This is a genomic window from Psychromonas algarum (genome assembly GCF_004376845.1).
Taxonomy (GTDB): Bacteria; Pseudomonadota; Gammaproteobacteria; order Enterobacterales; family Psychromonadaceae; genus Psychromonas.
In genome coordinates, this window is sequence record NZ_SNUW01000006.1 from 81,309 (window position 1) to 99,958 (window position 18,650).

Below are 18,650 nucleotides of genomic sequence, written 5' to 3' on the forward strand. Positions count from 1 at the left end.
GCCAAACAAGCTTATATAACAACAAAGCTAATAGATAAACAAACAAGCTCAGTTGCGAAATCAAATATCAATACGTTATTAGCTTCAGATAAAGGTATATTGACAGCTTTTGGGGCAGGTTTTACTAAAGGTTTAATATCTCAGCCTAACAGTTCATCCAAATCCAACATATTGGAATTAATACAATTATTCATGAAGCTATAATATTTTTTAGTATTAATTCCGCTCCCCTATCCTCCATAAAAAGCGAAATACATATATAAGCACACTACAACAGCGTAGGATGCACGACATAATACCATAAGCAGTGAGCTCATTATGTCAATCGCAACAACAGAAGACACAATCACCCGTGCATTATTGATTTCTATTCGCACACCTAATGTGACGCTACAAGAAGTTGATGAATCGTTATCTGAGCTAAGCCGACTCGTGACTACTCTAGGGTTTAGCGTTGTTGGAAGTACAACACAACGTCAAAAATCAACTAAACAGCTCTCTGTATTAGGCTCAGGAAAACTCCAAGAATTGGCGACTTTAACTGATGATAGTGAGCAAGCAGCAATACAACAAAATGATATTGATTCAGTAGAGTTTGATCAAGATGAATTACAACAATTATTAACATCAAATAATAACCAGGTACAAGCTAATGTGGTTATATTTGATTGTGAGTTAAGCCCAAACCAATTACATAACGTAGAAGCGGCTTTAGGCGTTGAAGTTTATGATCGCACTAGAGTAATCATCGAAATATTCAGTAAACATGCTCGTACTCGTACTGCAAAACTACAAGTTGAAATTGCACGCCTCAACTATTTAACGCCTAGAGTACGTGATGAAAATAGCGGTGACCGCGAACGTCAAAAAGGTCGTTGGATAGGTGAAACAGCATTTGAAATTAACCGGCGTCGGATCCGAGATAAAATTGCTGATATCAAGAAAGAACTGAAAAAACTACAAAAAGAGATGCAAGGTAGACGTAGTGGTCGTATCGAACAGCAATGCGTTGCATTAGTTGGTTACACTAACGCAGGTAAATCATCTTTAATGCGTGCTTTAACTGAATCAGAAGTGCTAGTAGAAGATAAACTCTTCGCTACGCTTGATACCACTGTACGTACCTTACAGCCACTAACTCAACCGCGTATTTTAATCTCTGACACAGTTGGTTTCATCAAAAAACTACCACACGATTTAGTCGCATCATTTCATTCTACATTAGCAGAAGCAAAAGAGGCCTCTTTACTTTTATATGTTGTTGATGCGTCAGATGAAAACTTTGTTTCCCAACTCGCGACTGTAGATCATGTTTTAGAAGAATTGGGCGTTGATTTTGACAATAAGTTATTACTATTCAATAAAGCAGATTGTTTAAGTGAAGAGCAGCAATTAACGTTATTAGATCAATACCCTGAAGCCCTGCAAATTAGCACTCGTAATCAAGCTGATGTCGCAATGGTACACCAAGAAATCCAAAACTTTTTAGAGAAAAAAATGTGCTCAGCTTGTTTTAATATTCCTTATACAGCAACCGGTATTATGGGAGAAATTCACAGTAAAATGTCAGTGAGTGAGGAGCAATATAATGAGGATGGTGTACGTATTACGTTAAAAGCGAGCCCTATTACATTAGAGCGATTACATAAAATGCTACAAATATCGACTTTTTAAAACTAATGCATATTAGCGTGTTATTTAACCTCAGTTCCGGATAATAGAATTGAAATATCAATGATTTAACACGCTAAAATAAGTTCCCAAATATTCATAGTGAACAACTAAAATAATATCTTCCACAAAGAATAAATGAGCATTATTTAAAACGAACAACAACATCCATTTTAGTTGACATTGATGCACTTAATATCTGTTTTTTTTCTGTTGCTAAAATAACAATGCCGTTATGTTTTGCAATGCTTTTAAACAAATTATTTAAATTAAAACCATTATCACGCTCATGTGATTTTTTTACTGCCGTTTTCTTATTAAATAACAAATCAGCATTTTCAAAAATCAAAGTATTTCGGCTGCAGCGCGCATCATGAAATAACTTTGTCACCGTTTCTTCAGAAGCTTTATCACCAATAGCAGTGGTATTAACTATTTTATTTTCTGTATAAGCCACTAAATCAGCAGAAGCAGCTGCTAAGTCATTCTCATTTGCACCATTAAAAGTGATTAAAAAACGTGTTTTATGATCTGCAATTTGCGGCATATCATTTAAAAAACGATGGTAACTCTTGCTTTGATAATCGACTATTAACATCTAAATTCCTATTGATAAGTACTTCCAGCTAATTTTAGCTGAGTTATTTTCTGCTACTAGTTTAACAGTTTGTGCAAAAGAAAAGACAGCAAATAAATAGGCTAAAAAAATTATAAAGAAAGTAACCAATCTAACCTATTAATTTGATACGTTTCAACCTCACACTCTGATAACATGGTCAAAATTTTTTAATTACAGGGTTTCTGCTGTGAATTCAATATCTCCAACTCGAACTACCCTATCAACGGCTATTTTAGCCCTGGGTATTTTTTTAATTGCAGCAAATCTACGTGCGCCAATTACTACGATAGGCCCAGTCCTTGAACAGATCATTGTAAACTTTACATTAAGTCCATCTCAAGCAGGCATGTTGATCACTTTACCTTTATTAGCATTCTCCATTGCTTCACCGATGGCTGCTGCTTTAGCAAAAAGACAAGGCCTTGAAATATCATTATTTATTTCATTAATTCTCATTGGTTTAGGTTTAAGCTCTCGATTAATCGACTCGAGTATAATGCTTTATATTGGCACGGCAGTTATTGGTATTGGGATTGCCATTGGTAACGTATTATTACCTAGCTTAGTAAAACGTGATTTTCCACATAAAGTCGCAGTGATGACTTCTGCTTATGTACTTGCAATGGGCATTTTTGCAGGCAGTTATTCTGCATTAATTATTCCTTTGGCTGCTTATAAAAATCTTGGTTGGCAAATCGCATTAGCCAGCTATGGTTTTGTGACTCTATTTAGTATCTTTATTTGGTTACCACAATTAAAGTCACGCACAAAACCGACTAAAACACTCACTGCAAATATTTCACAAAGCAAGATTTGGCAACATGGTGTGGCATGGCATATTACTTTATGTTTAGGCCTGAATTCATTTTTTACTTATATTCTCATTGCTTGGTTACCTAATATCTTAATAGAAAGTGGTCAAAGCCCTGAACAAGCAGGTGTAATACACGGTGCATTTCAGCTCGCTTCCGCTTTTCCTGGGATTGTACTAATTCCTTTATTATCAAGATTAAAAGATCAACGCATACTGGCACTGACATTAGCGATATTAGCGGGTATTGGCTCATTTGGTTTATTATATTTACCAGGATTTTCATTTACATGGGCCATTATTTTAGGTTTTTGTTCTGGTGCAATTTTTATTCTCGGTATGTCTTATATTAGCTTGCGCACTCATCATTCATTACAAGCAGCTTCTTTATCAGGAATGGCGCAATGTGTCGGTTATTTATTAGCTGCTGTAGGTCCGATGTTTGCAGGGACACTACACACTTACTTTGCAAGTTGGGCCCCCGTATTATGGTTATGTGCTATTGCGAGCTTAATATCGGGTATATTTGGGTATCTAGGTGGACGTAATATTATGTTGAACGAAAATGTTTAAAAAATATGCTAAAAAGAATATCAGCTTATTTTCTCAATCATTTATTGTTACCGATTACATTAAATAGGTTATCTAAATTTTACACTGATAAAACAGCCCAATTCAAGGCGTAAATTAATGTAAATGGCTGTACCCTTTACGAAATTTACCACAAGGAAGTCGGCTGTTTTAACCAGTAAATAAGCTATTTATTTACTGGTTAGTAATAGCATCATAAAATACAAGGAATGATGCTAAATCATTCATCTCACTTACTTTAACTGAGTCACTAAAACTTGTTCAATACGGACACCTTCCAGATCCAACACTTCAAATTTATAACCTTGATAAACAAAATTATCGGTTCGTTTAGGCAAACGTTTTAAAGTATAAATAATAAAACCTGCAATGGTTTCATATTGACTGCGATTAGGTAGCTCTTCAATGCAGAGGCTACGCATAACATCATTGATTGGCGTCAACCCTTCCATTAACCAAGAACTATCATCTCTTTTTACAATTTGCTCTTCATCTTGCGGCGTAATTAATTCTCCCATAAAACCACTTAATAGATCTTTTACCGTTACCATACCAACAAGGGTTGCGTATTCATTAACGATCACTGCAAAAGGTTGTGTTGCGATTTTAAATGCATTTAGTGCCTCTGAAAGCGTTAATGTTTCAGGCAAGTAAAAAATATCTTTATCAACTTGTGTGGGAGCTATTTTAGTAAGCTCCCCTTTGAGAACTAAGCGTAAAATTTCTTTAGACTCAATACTGCCTTGTATTTTATCTAAACTGCCATCACAAACTAAAAAATCGTTATGAGGTTGCTCAATAATTTTTTGGCTAATTTCATCACTACTATCATCTAAATCAAAATAGATTATTTGCTCTCTAGGAGTCATAACACTCGCAATTGTGCGCAGCTCTAAATCAAATACATTGCCAATTAGCTGGTATTCTTGTTTTTGCAAACTACCATCTTCAGCCCCTGCATCCATCATCGCGACAATATCTTCAGTGGTTACTAATTCGGTTCGTTCCGTTGGTAAATTAAATAAACGCAATAACATATTGGTTAAACCGTTAAACAGAAAAACCATTGGCATTAATAAAAAAGTAATTTTACGCATTAACGAAACAATTCGTATCGCAACAATCTCAGGCATGATAATAGCCAAACGTTTTGGTAATAGATCTGCAAATAGAATAAACAAAGAGGTTAAGCAAACAAAAGAGAGTGTAAAGCTAATCTCAGCTAATAAAGGACCTTGATAAACTAAGCTAACTAGCTCTCGAGTATAAGGGGTCAATGCCTGCTCTCCTATAATACCTCCTAGAATGGAAATACCATTTAAGGCAATTTGCATCATGGCAAAAAAATTACCAGGTTGTTGCTGTAATTTTATCACTTCGAGTGCTTTTAAATTTCCTTCATCAGCCATGACTCTTAACTTTATTTTTCTAGCTGCAGAGATTGCAATTTCAGACATGGCAAATAATGCACCCGCTGATATTAGTAAAATAATACTAAGTAATTCACTCATTTTTAATCCTTTATTGGCCATACAGCCATGCTATCTAAGCTCAGTTAAGTACCTGTTTAACCTTATCAAGGTAAAGTCAGGCGCATTATAGAACGAGTTAATAATTCAACAATCGTTATTTTAAACAACAGTTACAACAAAAGGGATAAATAAGGTAAGCATTTGAATATAAAGGATATAAAATGAAATTTAAAATGACAACTTAGGCTGTTTAAATAATAAAAAAGTAGGTCATTGACCTACTCGAATAAGGAGTATGAGGAATTTACTTGGTTAAAAAACTAACCAAGTAAACTTTCAAAGGATATTATTGATGATCAACCCAGAAATCATAAACTACAACTTCACCGTAGTTATCTGGATTATCTGTTTCTTCACCTTCTTTATCAGGGTTACTTTGTGTGTAGTTACCAATTTTGAAGTATGACTGATCATAGTTAAGATCCATTACATAGTTACTAGAATCATCTTTCACTAAGTATTGGTCTGCATTACCAGCAGTATAAGCTGCATTTAGGTTTCCATCTTCACTGTAATAAACGTAATGTTTATCATTAACTACTTCAAAGATAACTTCATGTACTGTACCTAGCGTGTAGTTATCATTTACAGTCACATCAGATCTTAATTTACCACCGTTAAAGCTTAGGAATAAATGGTTACCTTCAAGTCTTAACACCATTGCATCATCAATGCCATCATCTTTATTACCATGGATTTGAGTTGCAACTAGGTGATCTTTAACAATAGGTAAATGAGTAATTGCTTGTTTAGAGTAAGCAACATGAGTCCCTGTTGTTGTCCAGTAAATATCTGATTTACCATCAGCAGTTCTTTCGCGAAGTTCAGAACGAATGTAATCAGAATTCGGTGTACTACCGTTACTAGATCTAATTGGTACTCTAAATACAATACCGTTAGCATCTTCATTTACATAGAAGTATTCATTGGTCTCTTCGAACAATGTTTTGTCTTCTACACCATCAGGGTAAGTAATTTTCCATTGATCATAGTTAGACATTAAATCAGAAGGATATACTGCAGTACCAGGATCTATTGTTGGTGGTTCAACAGGCTCTTCAGGATCCGTTGGTTCAGTTGGTACTTCCGGCTCAATAGTTGAACCATCATTACAACCTAAGATTTTCGTTTCAATAATACTGTTCCATGAAGAACCGGCAGAATTACCCGCTCCCGTTACTCGAACATAACGAGCTTCAGTATCAGTTACATCAATAGCTTCATAGCTAGAATCAGCACCAGATGAAATACCACCAGTGAATACTGATGTCCAGTCACTATTATTTGTTGATGTATGAATATCAAAGTATGAACTACGAGAGCTGCCTTTGTACCATTGGATTGCTAATTCTTTAACAGCTACCTGTGAACCTAAATCATAAGTAATTGTTTTACCAATACCATTTGAAGACCAACGAGATTCATCAGAAGTATCTTTATCGATTGTATTTTCTGGTCCATGACCATCATTTGTACCATCATCCGATGCAGAACTAATTACTAATGCAACATTATCTGAACATACTGCTGGATCAACCGGCTCTTCAGGATCAGTTGGTTCAATAGGGTCAACTGGTTCAGACGTTCCTACACTTTCAAGTGCAAAATCATCAAAACGTCCTTCTTTACTATCGTAGTTACCAAAAATAGTAATTGAAGTTGCAGAACCTGAGTTGAAAGCAACAGAGACCTGCTCATACTCATCACCACCACCCGATTGTGTATAATTAGTACCGTCAACTGAAGCACCAATTTTACCGTAGCCTTCAATGTAAGCAGTTAGTACATAATCAGTATTTGCTTCAATAGCTACTTCTTGCTCAAATTTACCACCTGAACCAGTAATTTTAGCTGCTTTAGCTCCTGAGCGCTCATCACTTGAAATGGCAGAAGGGTCAGTATCAGACCAACCAGAAAAACTACTTTCAAAGCCTGCATTTTCAATCGTTACTGATGCCGCATTTGCTGCAGGAATTACTGACATTGATAATGCAGCAGCAACAAGTGCAGTAGTATATTTAAGATTTGTTTTTAGTTGCATAATAATTATTTTCCTTGAAGATTATTATCTCGTGGAGATTAAGTCTCTAATATCCAATCCGTTTAGCAGAGTTTCATCTTATTAGTACGTTAATTAACCAACATTAAGTGAATTATTTAATCAATGATTTTTCTGCTGGTCGAAAGATTAGACAGGTTTTAACTTTAAGCAACGAAAAAAAAACAAATAAAGGCTATTAATGTCACATTATTTGCACAATAAAAAGACACGTTCACATTTTTATAACATTAAAATATTACAGCTCACATTTTTATCAGTTACATTTTAAGTAACTGAATTTAAAGTACAAAACTTTAACACTTAAATAAATAAAATAAATGGCCATGAATATTAAAGGTAAAAAACAGGTAATACATAATTAAAAAACTTAACATTGTCAGTAAAAACAGCTCATGAAAGCGAAGGTAAATTTGACTAGGGCAGAAAATAATGAGGAAAAGATCAGAATAATTAATTTAGCATCTAAATAGACTCAAAAAATAAACTGGCTTATATGATTTCCCCTGCTTTGCTATTAAAACAAATACTTTTTTCTAATCTTCTCAAAATACAACAGCATCAACAGATCACTTTTACTAGCTAATAGAGACTATTATTCGCTAAACTGCCCCCTCCAAAATTAATTACAAAATAAATAAGATATAAAGGTCAGAATAAATGGATAAACCTCTAGAAAAAGAATTAACTTCTTGGCTTAAAAAACAAAAAAAAGCATGCGGGTTTTATCTTCATTTGACAGTGGTATTTGGTCTATTAACCGGCCTTTCTTTAATTATTCAAGCTTATTTAATATCCACTATTTTGCATGGCATTATTATGGAGCAGCTTCCTAAATCAGCGTTTAACTATGAATTTATAGCGTTAATTGCATTAATCCCGATACGCGCTTTACTCGCTTTTGCACGTGAACGTTGCAGTTTTGAAGCTGGAAAACGTTTGCGTTTACATATCCGTAACGCGGTATTAGATAAAATAAGTGAATTAGGCCCTGCTTTCATCAAAGGTAAACCAGCGGGAAGTTGGGCAAGCATTGTGCTTGAACAAGTTGAAGATTTACATGATTTTTATGCACGTTATTTACCGCAAATGTTATTAGCAGGTTTTATTCCAATCACTATATTAATCGTTGTATTTCCACTCAATTGGGCAGCTGGTTTAGTATTATTAACAACCGCACCTTTGATTCCTATCTTCATGATATTAGTTGGCACAGGAGCGGCGGAAGCGAATCGTAAAAACTTCAAAGCATTATCTCAACTCAGTGGTCATTTTATGGATCGCTTAAAAGGATTAAATACATTAAAGCTATTTAATAGAGGAGAAGCTGAAGGTATAGAAATTGAAAAAGCATCTGAATCATTTCGTCAAAAAACCATGTCAGTATTACGACTCGCTTTTTTAAGCTCTGCGGTATTAGAGTTTTTTGCTGCTGTTTCAATTGCAGTTTTAGCCATTTATTTTGGTTTTAGCTTTTTAGGTGAATTGCATTTTGGTGGTTACGGTGCCGGTATAACTTTATTTACTGGTATGTTTGTCTTAATGCTTGCCCCTGAATTTTATCAACCTCTTCGAGATATGGGTACTCATTATCATGCCAAAGCTCAAGCCATTGGAGCCGCTGAAGAACTAATGGCTCTATTAAATTATCATGTAGAAAGTCATTCTAAACATTCTGATATTGCTCATCCTTCTTCTTTAAAAACAATCAATAAAAAGGATGGTATTACACTTATTGCAACAGATTTTATTGTAAAAAGTCATTCAGGGATCACCTTAGCAGGCCCACTCACTTTTCAACTTAATAAAGGTCAACACATAGCCGTTGTTGGCCCTAGTGGAGCAGGAAAAAGTAGCTTATTAAATGCATTACTCGGTTTTTTACCTTATCAAGGTTCACTTAAAGTCAATGGTATTGAATTAAATGAACTATCACTGGCTCATTGGCGTACTCAACTGACTTGGCTTGGTCAAGATCCACAGCTTTTTCATGGCACGGTACGAGATAATGTTGCCATGGCAGTCCCAGATATATCTGATGAGCAAGTTAAATCATTATTAGAGAAAGCTAACATTCTCGATTTCATTGAACAACAACCGCTTGGTTTAGAGCATGTAATTGGCGAGCAAATGTCAGGACTTTCTGTTGGGCAAGCACAGCGAATTGCATTAGCCAGAGCATTAGCACAATCACCTCCCTTATTTTTATTAGATGAACCAACAGCCAGTTTAGACAGACATAGTGAACAAGCCATATTAACGTCACTACAGGAAGCAATGAAATCGGCAACCTGTTTAATGGTGACACATCGCATTGATCAACTAAGTCAAATGGATAATGTATTAGTGCTAGATAAAGGAGTCATTGTTCAGCAAGGTAAAGTAGAACAACTTAATAAACTTCCTGGACTATTTAAACAAATGCAAACAGATAAAATTGAAACAATGACTACTATGATTAAAGGAGTCTAATCAATGAAAAGCTTACTTCCTTTTATTAAATTGTTTAAACAACAATGGTTAATGATGCTGGCAGGTCTGGTTTTAAGTATTGTGTCATTAATGGCTGGAATTGGTTTGTTATCACTTTCAGGATGGTTTTTATCGGCATCGGCTGTTGCTGGATTAACACTACTGACAACACAAGCATTTAATTACCTCACACCCAGTGGTGGTGTGCGTTTTCTTTCTATCGCACGAACCGCTAGTCGTTACGGTGAACGTTTAGCAACACATGAAGCGACTTTTAAATTATTAACACAATTACGTGTTTGGGCATGGAAAAAAATCATGCCTCTCAGTGCGCGCAATATGCAAGGATTACGACAAGGTGAATTATTAAATCGTTTAGTGACTGATATCGACACACTAGATCATCTTTATCTAAGACTCATCACTCCTTTGTTGTCATCTTTAATCATGTTGCTTTGTCTGTATCTATTTGTTGCTTGGATAGATCCTGCATTAGCCTTTATTTTATGTGGTAGTTTATTATTGGTGTGGTTATTTTTACCTTGGTTTTTCTACTTACTTGGCCGCAACTCCGGCATCAAACAATTAAAAAGCAAGCGCATACTACGTATTCAAATATTAGAGTTTGTACAAGGTTTAGCTGAAATATCATTATTTGCAGCCAGTGAACGTTTTCGTCTCAAACTATCACAATCAGAAGCAGCACTATTAGACAGCCAACGAGTAATGGCAAATATCACCGCATTCAGCCAAGCAGCACTCATTTTATGCCATGGCACCATTATGGTATTAGTACTTTATGTTGCAGCATCAGGTGTTGGAGAGCATCAAATTGCCAGCCCAATGCTAGCGATGATAGCTTTTATGGCACTTGCTTGTATTGAAATGTTAATGCCGATTGCAGGTGCTTTTCAACATTTATCATCTTGCGTAGATGCCAGTAAACGTATCAACAATTTAGTCCAGCAAACACCTGACATTACTTTTAATAACCACAATACAGCTACTATTACACAAGGGGCATTACAGCTCAAAGAAATCAGTTTTGCTTACCAAAATCAAGGGGGAAATATTCTAGAAGGAATTAACTTAACCATTCCCGCAGGGAAAAAAGTCGCTCTATTAGGCCCAACAGGCTGTGGAAAATCAACGTTATTTGCGTTAATCACTCGAGAGTGGGAAAGCAGTATTGGCAACATATATATTGATAATGTGGCAGTAAATCAATATAGCCAACAAGCTTTAACCGATGGGCTATCCATTGTCAGCCAACGTATTTATTTATTTACAGGCACACTAAGAGAAAATTTAACCTTAGCTCAAAAAGAGTTCCCTAAATTTTCCACTTATGCTGAACAAAATGCCGCTCAAGCAGAAAATGATCAACACTTGCTCCAAATACTTGAAAAAGTAGGGTTATCAACATTAACACAAGGGGATAACCCACTGGATACATGGATAGGCGAAGGTGGAAGGCAACTTTCAGGTGGAGAGCAAAGACGAATTGGCGTTGCCAGAGTCTTATTACGCAATGCGCCATTACTGCTATTAGATGAACCAACAGAAGGTTTAGATAAACGTACAGAAAGGGAAATTCTTTTACTCTTATTCGAATTTGCAAAAGATAAAACAGTATTAATGATCAGTCATAGATTAACTGCAATCGAACAAATGGATAACATTTATTTAATGGAAAATGGAAAATTTCGTACTTCAGGGCAGCACAAAGAGTTATTAAGCAAAGATAAATATTACGCCAGTCTGTATCAAAAACTGAATTAATTATTTTCCTCTATTTTTAATAGACTCACAAAACATTAGGCGGCCCTTAGGGTCGTCAAATTAATGCTTTCGATTATATTTAAAAGTGTAATAGCCTCGCAATCACATAATAATTAGCTGCAATTACAAACTGTAAAAAATCTCCAAATACTTCAAATTAAACTTTTGAAATAAACAGTGCTAGTATCTGTATTTACTAATCCAAAAGAGGTAATAGTTTGAGCCCATTATTAGAGCGTGATGTTCACCTGTTTGATCTTGATAATACTTTGTATCATCCTAAAAATGCTATTTTAGAACAGATAGCACCTAGAATGCGCAGCTTTATTAGCAATGAACTTGCAATCTCCATTGAAGAATCTAATGCACTATGTGACAGCTATTATCAGATCTATGGCGGCACAATCAGAGGCATTCAATTACATTATCCAAGTGTTGACCTCACTAAGTTTTCTGAATTCTCTCATCAGGTTAATTTAGAGAAAGTTGAAAAAGCAAGCAAACTCAAAGAAGCATTACATGCCTTAAAAAAATCACGTTATGTTTTTACTAATTCACCATTACCTTATGCGACAAGGGTCTTAAAACATATTGATTTATATGACTGTTTTGATGGTATTTTTAGTGTCGAGTTAACCGGTTATAAAATGAAACCTGATCCACATGCATTTAATACAATTTGCCAGCATTTTGGTTTTTCGGCTACAGATGCCGCTTTTTATGATGACCAAGTATCAAATCTATCTACTGCAAAAGCACTAGGAATGAGCACTATTTTAGTCAACAGAAGTGACATAGAAAAACACGATGCTTGTTATAAAACAGAAGACTTACCCAATTTTGTAGAAGCGTTAACAAAGTAGTCAAAAATAATTAGCAATTAGTAAGGTTTTTATTCAGGTTTAAATCGCATCAAGAAAATTAAACAGGTGCATTAAGAAAGGTTTTTATGGTTTGGATAAGAGAGTGAATGTCTCTTTAACAAAAGCAGGATAAATCCTGCACCCCATGTAAAAAGCATAAAATACAGAACAGCCACACATTAAACTGAAAAACATCAATAAGTTAATAAAAAACAATACAAATTAAGATGGGAATAAAAGTTTGTTATTTTAAAAATGAGAACATATTCAGAAAGTATGAGTAGTAAAAGGTAGGGAATAAAAGAGAGCCTACTATACAAGTACGTAGGCTTTCTTTTTTAAAAGTTAATATTTACAAAGTGCTTTGTTCTGGTGGCTTTAAGAAATACAGTTCTGCAAGATCATTATGGATGCTAGCCAGTTTAATCTGAATTTGATCCATATAATCATGCAAATAGCCTTTTTTCAATACCCCAACATCATCTGCTTTTAATTCATCAATTGCTTTATCAATAGATACCATTATTTCAGTTGAATTAGGCAAAGGCCCCACTAACGCTTTTACTTCCTGCAAACAATACATTATCGACCTTGGAAAAACCTGACTATGCAACACAAACTTAATTACATCAGGACGTTGAACGCGTACCCCCATCTCTTGGCGATACATTTGATAAGCACTTAATGAACGTAATAAACTGATCCATTGAATATTTTCAAACGGTTTAGCTTCTTCACTAACGATTAAAGTCTCGGAGCGAATGTCTAATATACGCGATGTCATATCAGCGCGCTCAATCATTAATCCAAGACGAATAAAGGTATACCCTACATCATGGTTAATGGTTGCATCTAAAGCGCCAAATATTTGGTGTGCTGCACCAATAATTTTTTTTAAATAAGCAAATCTTCCGCGCTTACTTAACCCCTCACTTTGATTGTCTTTTACATAATAATATAAGGTGTTTATCTCTTCCCAAACATCTCTAGGGATCACGTCTCTGATTGTGCGAGCGTTTTCTCTGGCTGAGATAATAGAGTTTAAGATGGAAGAATAATTATCTTTTCCTACTAACAAGTAGCGTAAGGCTTTGGGCTCAGAAAAATCTGTATGTGTTTCTTGATAAGCAGTACGCGCACCAATAATATCAATTAAAGGCTCCCACCCTGTACTTACTCCTTTAGGTAAGTCCATCATCAACATATTATTTACATTAATTAAACGAGCTACGTTCTCTGCACGCTCAATGTAACGAGATACCCAATATAAAGTTTCACCAACTCTTGATAACATATTATTTAGCCTCCTCGTCTACAATCCACGTATCTTTACTGCCACCACCTTGTGATGAATTTACCACTAAAGATCCTTTAACCATGGCAACACGTGTTAATCCGCCTGTTGTAATTTGAGTGTCTTTACCTGACGATAAAATAAATGGTCTGAGATCAGCATGACGACCATCAGGGGTAATACCATCTGACTCTAATGTTGGAACCGTTGATAAATCTAATGTTGGTTGAGCAACCCAGTTACGAGGATCTGCTTTTATTTGTGCGATAGTCGCTTGTTGCTCTTTTTTGGTAGATTTAGGGCCTATTAATAACCCATAACCACCCGATTCATTAGCGGGTTTGACCACTAATTTATCGATATTTTTAATCACGTGATCGCACTCAACAGGATCAAGGCATTTATAGGTTGGTACGTTTGCAATTTTTGCGTCTTCACCTAAGTAATATTTAATGATCTCAGGCACATAAGCATAAACCACTTTATCATCTGCAACCCCAGCGCCAGGTGCGTTGACTAATGCAACGTTACCTTTTGACCAAGCACGCATTAGTCCAGGAACACCTAATTGTGAATCAGGTAAAAACACTTCTGGATCTAAAAACAAATCATCAATTCGACGGTAAATAACATCTACACGCTGCAAACCTGTGATGGTTCTCATGTAAACACAATCATCTTTTTCTACCACTAAATCGCGGCCTTCCACCAGTTCACAGCCCATCTCTTGAGCTAAGTAACAATGTTCAAAATAAGCTGAATTAAAAACACCAGGCGTTAGCACTACAACTTCAGGTTTATCTTGAGGTCGAGGAGACATAGCAGCTAACATATCAAATAATTGGGAGGGGTAATCGTCGACGGGTAAAATAGACGCTTGTTCGAATAATTCAGGAAAAACACGCTTCATAACTGAGCGGTTTTCAAGCATATAAGACACACCAGAGGGAACACGGAGATTATCTTCAAGCACATACATGGTGCCATTACCGTCTCGAACTAGATCGGAACCACAAATATGCGCCCATATTTTATTTGGAGGGTTGATACCAACACATTGTTGGCGAAAGTTTACAGACTTTTCTAATAAACCTTTAGGAAAGACACCGTCTTTGATAATTTTTTGGTCATGATATAAATCATCAATAAATAGGTTTAACGCTTCAACACGCTGTTTTAAACCAACTTCGACACCTTGCCATTCCTTTTTACCAATAGTGCGAGGAATGATATCAAAAGGCCAAGCCCTATCAATCATATTACCTTCATTGTAAACAGTGAAGCTAATCCCCATCTCTTTAATCGCTAAATCAGCGACCGATCTTGCTTTTGTTAACTCTTCTGCCGATAAATTAGAAAAAAACTGAGCTAACTGTTTTCCATGTGTCCTGACGTTTCCTTTGGCGTCAATCAATTCATCAAAAAAACCATTCGTTTGGTACGCTTTCCAATCAATTTCCATACACTTACCGCCTTCGTATTAACTCATAATTTAATATGTTGTCATAAAGCTACTCTAATCGAATCATATCTACTGCTACATCTAATAATTGTGATCCACCACCAAACACAACTCCTTTCAGTGGAGTGACATCAGAAAAATCACGTCCAACTGCCAAAGTAATATGTTGATTAGTCGGTAATACATTGTTCGTTGGGTCAAAATCAACCCAACCATAATTAGGAACAAAAATCGCAAACCATGCGTGTGTAGCATCCGCTCCTTCTAGCTTTTCTTCACCTTCTGGTGGAAGCGTTTCAATATATCCACTGATATATCTTCCCGCTAAGCCGATGCTTCTTAAACAAGCTAACGCAAAGTGTGCAAAATCTTGGCAAACGCCCCTTTTTTGTGCAAAAACGACACTTAAAGGTGTGCTAATCGTAGTAAAACCAGGATCATAGTGAAACTCATGAAATATTCGTGCCATTAAGTCAGTACAGGCTTCAATTAAATTTAATCCCGGTGTAAATGACGTCAGCGCATACTCTTTAATGCCTGCTTCTAAAGGAGTAAATTGCGAAGGTAATACAAACTCAGAGACTTTTAATAAGGTGGGAGTATTGGCTACCGTTAATAAATCTCGGACGGTTTCCCATGGCATATCAATGATACTTAAATCAAGGCTTTGAGGTGCGAACAGTTCCACTTCACTGACCATAGTCACGGTGAGCTTTTTATGCTGTTTAGCAATTTCAAAGACCGTTACCTTATTATTAAAATAATCAGTATATTCTTGTAAATAAGTCGTCGGTGGCAAAATCTCAATATGACTGTTATGACATATTTGTAAACGATTAGATTTTGGTGTTAGGCGCGCCTGATTCTGACACAAGCTGACAAAATCTGCATACCGATAAGTAGTTGAATGTTTTATTTTATATTTCACGATTGAGCTTGCTCAATATTGGTCCAATTCAATTTATTAGCCGTTTGTGTATGAGAAAAATATTGTAGTAATAATACATCACAAAAAGTATCAAGATTACTACGAATATGGTGATTGAATTCAATTAATTGCACACGCTTGCCATCAGTGCTTTTTTGAAGATAATCTTTCTCAGTAACGTAACAAGTTGTTTTAGAGAGTAAAATAGCCTTTTCATGTGCAGCAATTACACCTGGGCGTCGTTTAGTCGGTAAATGTTGACACAATAAACTAATTTGCTCTAGTTGATATAAGAGTGAACGAGGATATTCCGCATCTAACAATAAGAGTTCAAGCCCCGTCCCGATACTTTGGTGCATTCTATAACGGCGTTTATGTGTTACCAAGCTAACTTGAGACGTTAAGATAGATTCCAATAACCCTATTTCAGCTGATTCTTCTAACTCATCGCTCAATAAAGCAGGACTTAAAGAAATGATTTGCAAACTACGCTCTACACGATGCCCCATCTCTAAAAGGAACCAACCATTACTATTCGGCATACAATCCGTGATTGAACCATTAAATGCCATAATAGAGCCAATCACTTTATCTATGCTCGCTTGCAAAGCACGTGATGGTCTATTCACTGTGCATGCTTTTAATGCATCAATTTGCTCGTTAATATCATCAATAATACGGCGACTATCGTAAGACAATAATTCTTGAATTTGCGCAGCCGCATTAGATAAGTATTTCAAACTATTAATAATGCTACCAGCACATTGCTCATCGGCTAATAACTGAAACGCCATCTCTTTTGCTTGTGCAAGCGTACATTCTTGTAAAACGAATTCTTGCTCAATATACGGATAAACAATTTGTTGTGAACGAATTGCGGTAAATAATCGTGTGATGATAGTTTGTCGCATTACATCTGAGTAAACAGACAGTTCGGTGTAACGATCAATAAAAACACGTAAAATGCGTACGGTACTTTCACATCGTTCTAAATAACGCCCTAACCAAAACAAGTGTTCCGCTGTACGGCTAGAAATAACACCTTCTAATAAGGTTACATCCATTCTTTTACGTACTGGAATAGGCGCAATGGGTTCAACAATATCATCTACGGCATTGGTGTTAATCCAAGTATCTTTTATCCAACCAGAAACTTTAGAATAATGGCTAATATCATTAGAAAAACAGAATGCGGAAGGCAATACTTCTACGCCATGTTCTGTCGTTAATGCGTAGCATCGAAAAACTACCTGTTTTGAAATTAATTGGCCACCACTCCAAAATGGAGCGGTGCTTAAAGTGGGTCTGTCTTGAAAATAATAGTCTTCAGGCTGTTTATCAATTGCTAACTTGATCGCTTTAGCATCATCACTCCCATCCAATTTAAATGTGGGATCTTGATAACTTCTTAGTTCAAGTAAAGGCCAGTCTAGCGGCGTAACTTCTGTGCTTTCATAATAAGTCGATTGCCCTAATAACAGTGGTTCCTGAAGTAGCTTTTCTGATAAAAAGGCTAAATTACGCTGCACTGCTAACGATGATAAGACCCCACTACCAAAGGGATTTAATACTTTAACCGAATTTTCCCGTACCGCTTGTAATAAACCAGGAATACCATGTAATGAATATTCAGTTTGCTCTAATGAATCGATACAACGATCTGGTAACCAACGAAGAATTACGTTTATCTTACCTAAGCCTTGTAACGATTTTAAACATACCTCCCCATTCCTAACCGTTAAGTCTGCACTTTGTACTAGCGTATAACCAAAGTAAGTTGAGAGAAAAGCATGCTCATTAAAATTAGGATCGTCTATACCTTGGGTGAGAATAACAATTCGGGGATCATCCATGTAACGCGTATATTCATTAATGGTTTCTTGGAATGAGTTTAAAAAATTTTTAATCTGCTGTACATGGCATTCAGCAAACTCTTCAGCCATCACGCGGCGAGCAATAATACGACTTTTCAATAACAAACCAAGTCCCAGTGGACACTGACAATGATCTTCTAACACCTTGAATTCACCTGTGGGTGTTCGATAGATATCAACGGCACTAAAAAATAACTTTAGTTCATTACTTGGTAAGCTAAAACCTTCTCTGAGGTAATTTTTATCTTGGAATAGTTGTTGTGCTGGGATCGAACCATCAATCAATAATTGCTGGTCACCGTAAAGATCTTCCTGAATTTTATTTAACAATATTGTTCTTTGTTTTACACCAGCTTCAATTGAACTCCAATCATCTTTAGAGAACATGAAAGGTAATGGATCAAATTGCCACTGTTGATTACGTTCATGCTTGATGTTGCCATTTTGTAATAATTGACTGATTTCAATAGCGCGGCTATTTACATCTTCTGCGGTCAAGGAAGATAGGCTTTTAAATAAAATATTCCAATGCTCTAGGTTAACACCACTATGGTTAACTAACTCATCATGTTGATGTGATTTATCAAGATATAAGGATAACCATTCAGGCATAGTCGTATTGTTAATATACAAGCTGATCGCACTCCATATTTAAGAAAAATGTTGAGTAAATAATTGTCATTATATAGTAC

12 protein-coding genes are annotated in these 18,650 nt (G+C 35.8%); 5 read left to right on the forward strand and 7 right to left on the reverse strand.

Features of this window, described 5'->3' with window-relative positions:
* The first annotated feature begins 318 nt into the window (after positions 1-318).
* Positions 319-1,674 (forward strand): GTPase HflX, encoded by a 1,356-nt coding sequence (gene hflX, locus E2R68_RS06820; RefSeq protein ID WP_134276747.1) that lies wholly within the window; start codon positions 319-321, stop codon positions 1,672-1,674.
* 142 nt (positions 1,675-1,816) lie between these two features.
* Here the strand turns inward: hflX and E2R68_RS06825 are convergent, their stop codons facing one another.
* Positions 1,817-2,269, reverse strand: a complete 453-nt coding sequence (locus E2R68_RS06825; RefSeq protein ID WP_134276748.1) for a hypothetical protein — start codon at positions 2,267-2,269, stop codon at positions 1,817-1,819.
* Between the two features lie 208 nt (positions 2,270-2,477).
* Here E2R68_RS06825 and E2R68_RS06830 point away from each other — a divergent pair, with 208 nt between their 5' ends.
* On the forward strand, positions 2,478-3,674 hold the full coding sequence (locus E2R68_RS06830) for an MFS transporter (protein ID WP_134276749.1): 1,197 nt from the start codon (positions 2,478-2,480) through the stop codon (positions 3,672-3,674).
* A 251-nt stretch (positions 3,675-3,925) separates the two neighbouring features.
* Here the strand turns inward: E2R68_RS06830 and paeA are convergent, their stop codons facing one another.
* Positions 3,926-5,203, reverse strand: a complete 1,278-nt coding sequence (paeA, locus tag E2R68_RS06835; protein WP_134276750.1) for a polyamine export protein PaeA — start codon at positions 5,201-5,203, stop codon at positions 3,926-3,928.
* A 307-nt stretch (positions 5,204-5,510) separates the two neighbouring features.
* A complete protein-coding gene (locus E2R68_RS06840; protein WP_279587474.1) occupies positions 5,511-7,265 on the reverse strand; it encodes a polysaccharide lyase family 7 protein in 1,755 nt (584 codons plus the stop codon).
* Positions 7,266-7,943: 678 nt separating this feature from the next.
* Here E2R68_RS06840 and cydD point away from each other — a divergent pair.
* From cydD to E2R68_RS06855, 3 genes are all read left to right on the forward strand, one after another.
* Positions 7,944-9,755, forward strand: coding sequence for a heme ABC transporter permease/ATP-binding protein CydD (gene cydD / locus E2R68_RS06845; RefSeq protein WP_134276751.1), 1,812 nt, complete (start codon positions 7,944-7,946; stop codon positions 9,753-9,755).
* A gap of 3 nt (positions 9,756-9,758) precedes the next feature.
* A complete protein-coding gene (gene cydC / locus E2R68_RS06850; RefSeq protein WP_134276752.1) occupies positions 9,759-11,537 on the forward strand; it encodes a heme ABC transporter ATP-binding protein/permease CydC in 1,779 nt (592 codons plus the stop codon).
* 218 nt (positions 11,538-11,755) lie between these two features.
* Positions 11,756-12,400: a pyrimidine 5'-nucleotidase gene (locus E2R68_RS06855; RefSeq protein WP_134276754.1), complete on the forward strand. Its 645-nt coding sequence runs from the start codon at positions 11,756-11,758 to the stop codon at positions 12,398-12,400.
* Positions 12,401-12,752: 352 nt separating this feature from the next.
* On the opposite strand, the gene E2R68_RS06860 is transcribed toward E2R68_RS06855, so the two are convergent.
* The 4 genes from E2R68_RS06860 to E2R68_RS06875 are packed head-to-tail and all read right to left on the reverse strand — an operon-like array spanning position 12,753 to position 18,591.
* Positions 12,753-13,694 (reverse strand): alpha-E domain-containing protein, encoded by a 942-nt coding sequence (locus tag E2R68_RS06860; protein ID WP_134276756.1) that lies wholly within the window; start codon positions 13,692-13,694, stop codon positions 12,753-12,755.
* A gap of 1 nt (position 13,695) precedes the next feature.
* Positions 13,696-15,156 carry a circularly permuted type 2 ATP-grasp protein gene (locus E2R68_RS06865; protein WP_134276758.1) on the reverse strand — a complete coding sequence of 487 codons (1,461 nt, stop codon included), beginning with the start codon at positions 15,154-15,156 and terminating at the stop codon, positions 13,696-13,698.
* Between the two features lie 49 nt (positions 15,157-15,205).
* Positions 15,206-16,084, reverse strand: coding sequence for a transglutaminase family protein (locus E2R68_RS06870; protein WP_134276760.1), 879 nt, complete (start codon positions 16,082-16,084; stop codon positions 15,206-15,208).
* Positions 16,081-18,591 (reverse strand): circularly permuted type 2 ATP-grasp protein, encoded by a 2,511-nt coding sequence (locus tag E2R68_RS06875; protein WP_134276762.1) that lies wholly within the window; start codon positions 18,589-18,591, stop codon positions 16,081-16,083. The genes E2R68_RS06870 and E2R68_RS06875 overlap by 4 nt, the downstream gene beginning before the upstream one ends.
* Positions 18,592-18,650 lie beyond the last annotated feature (59 nt).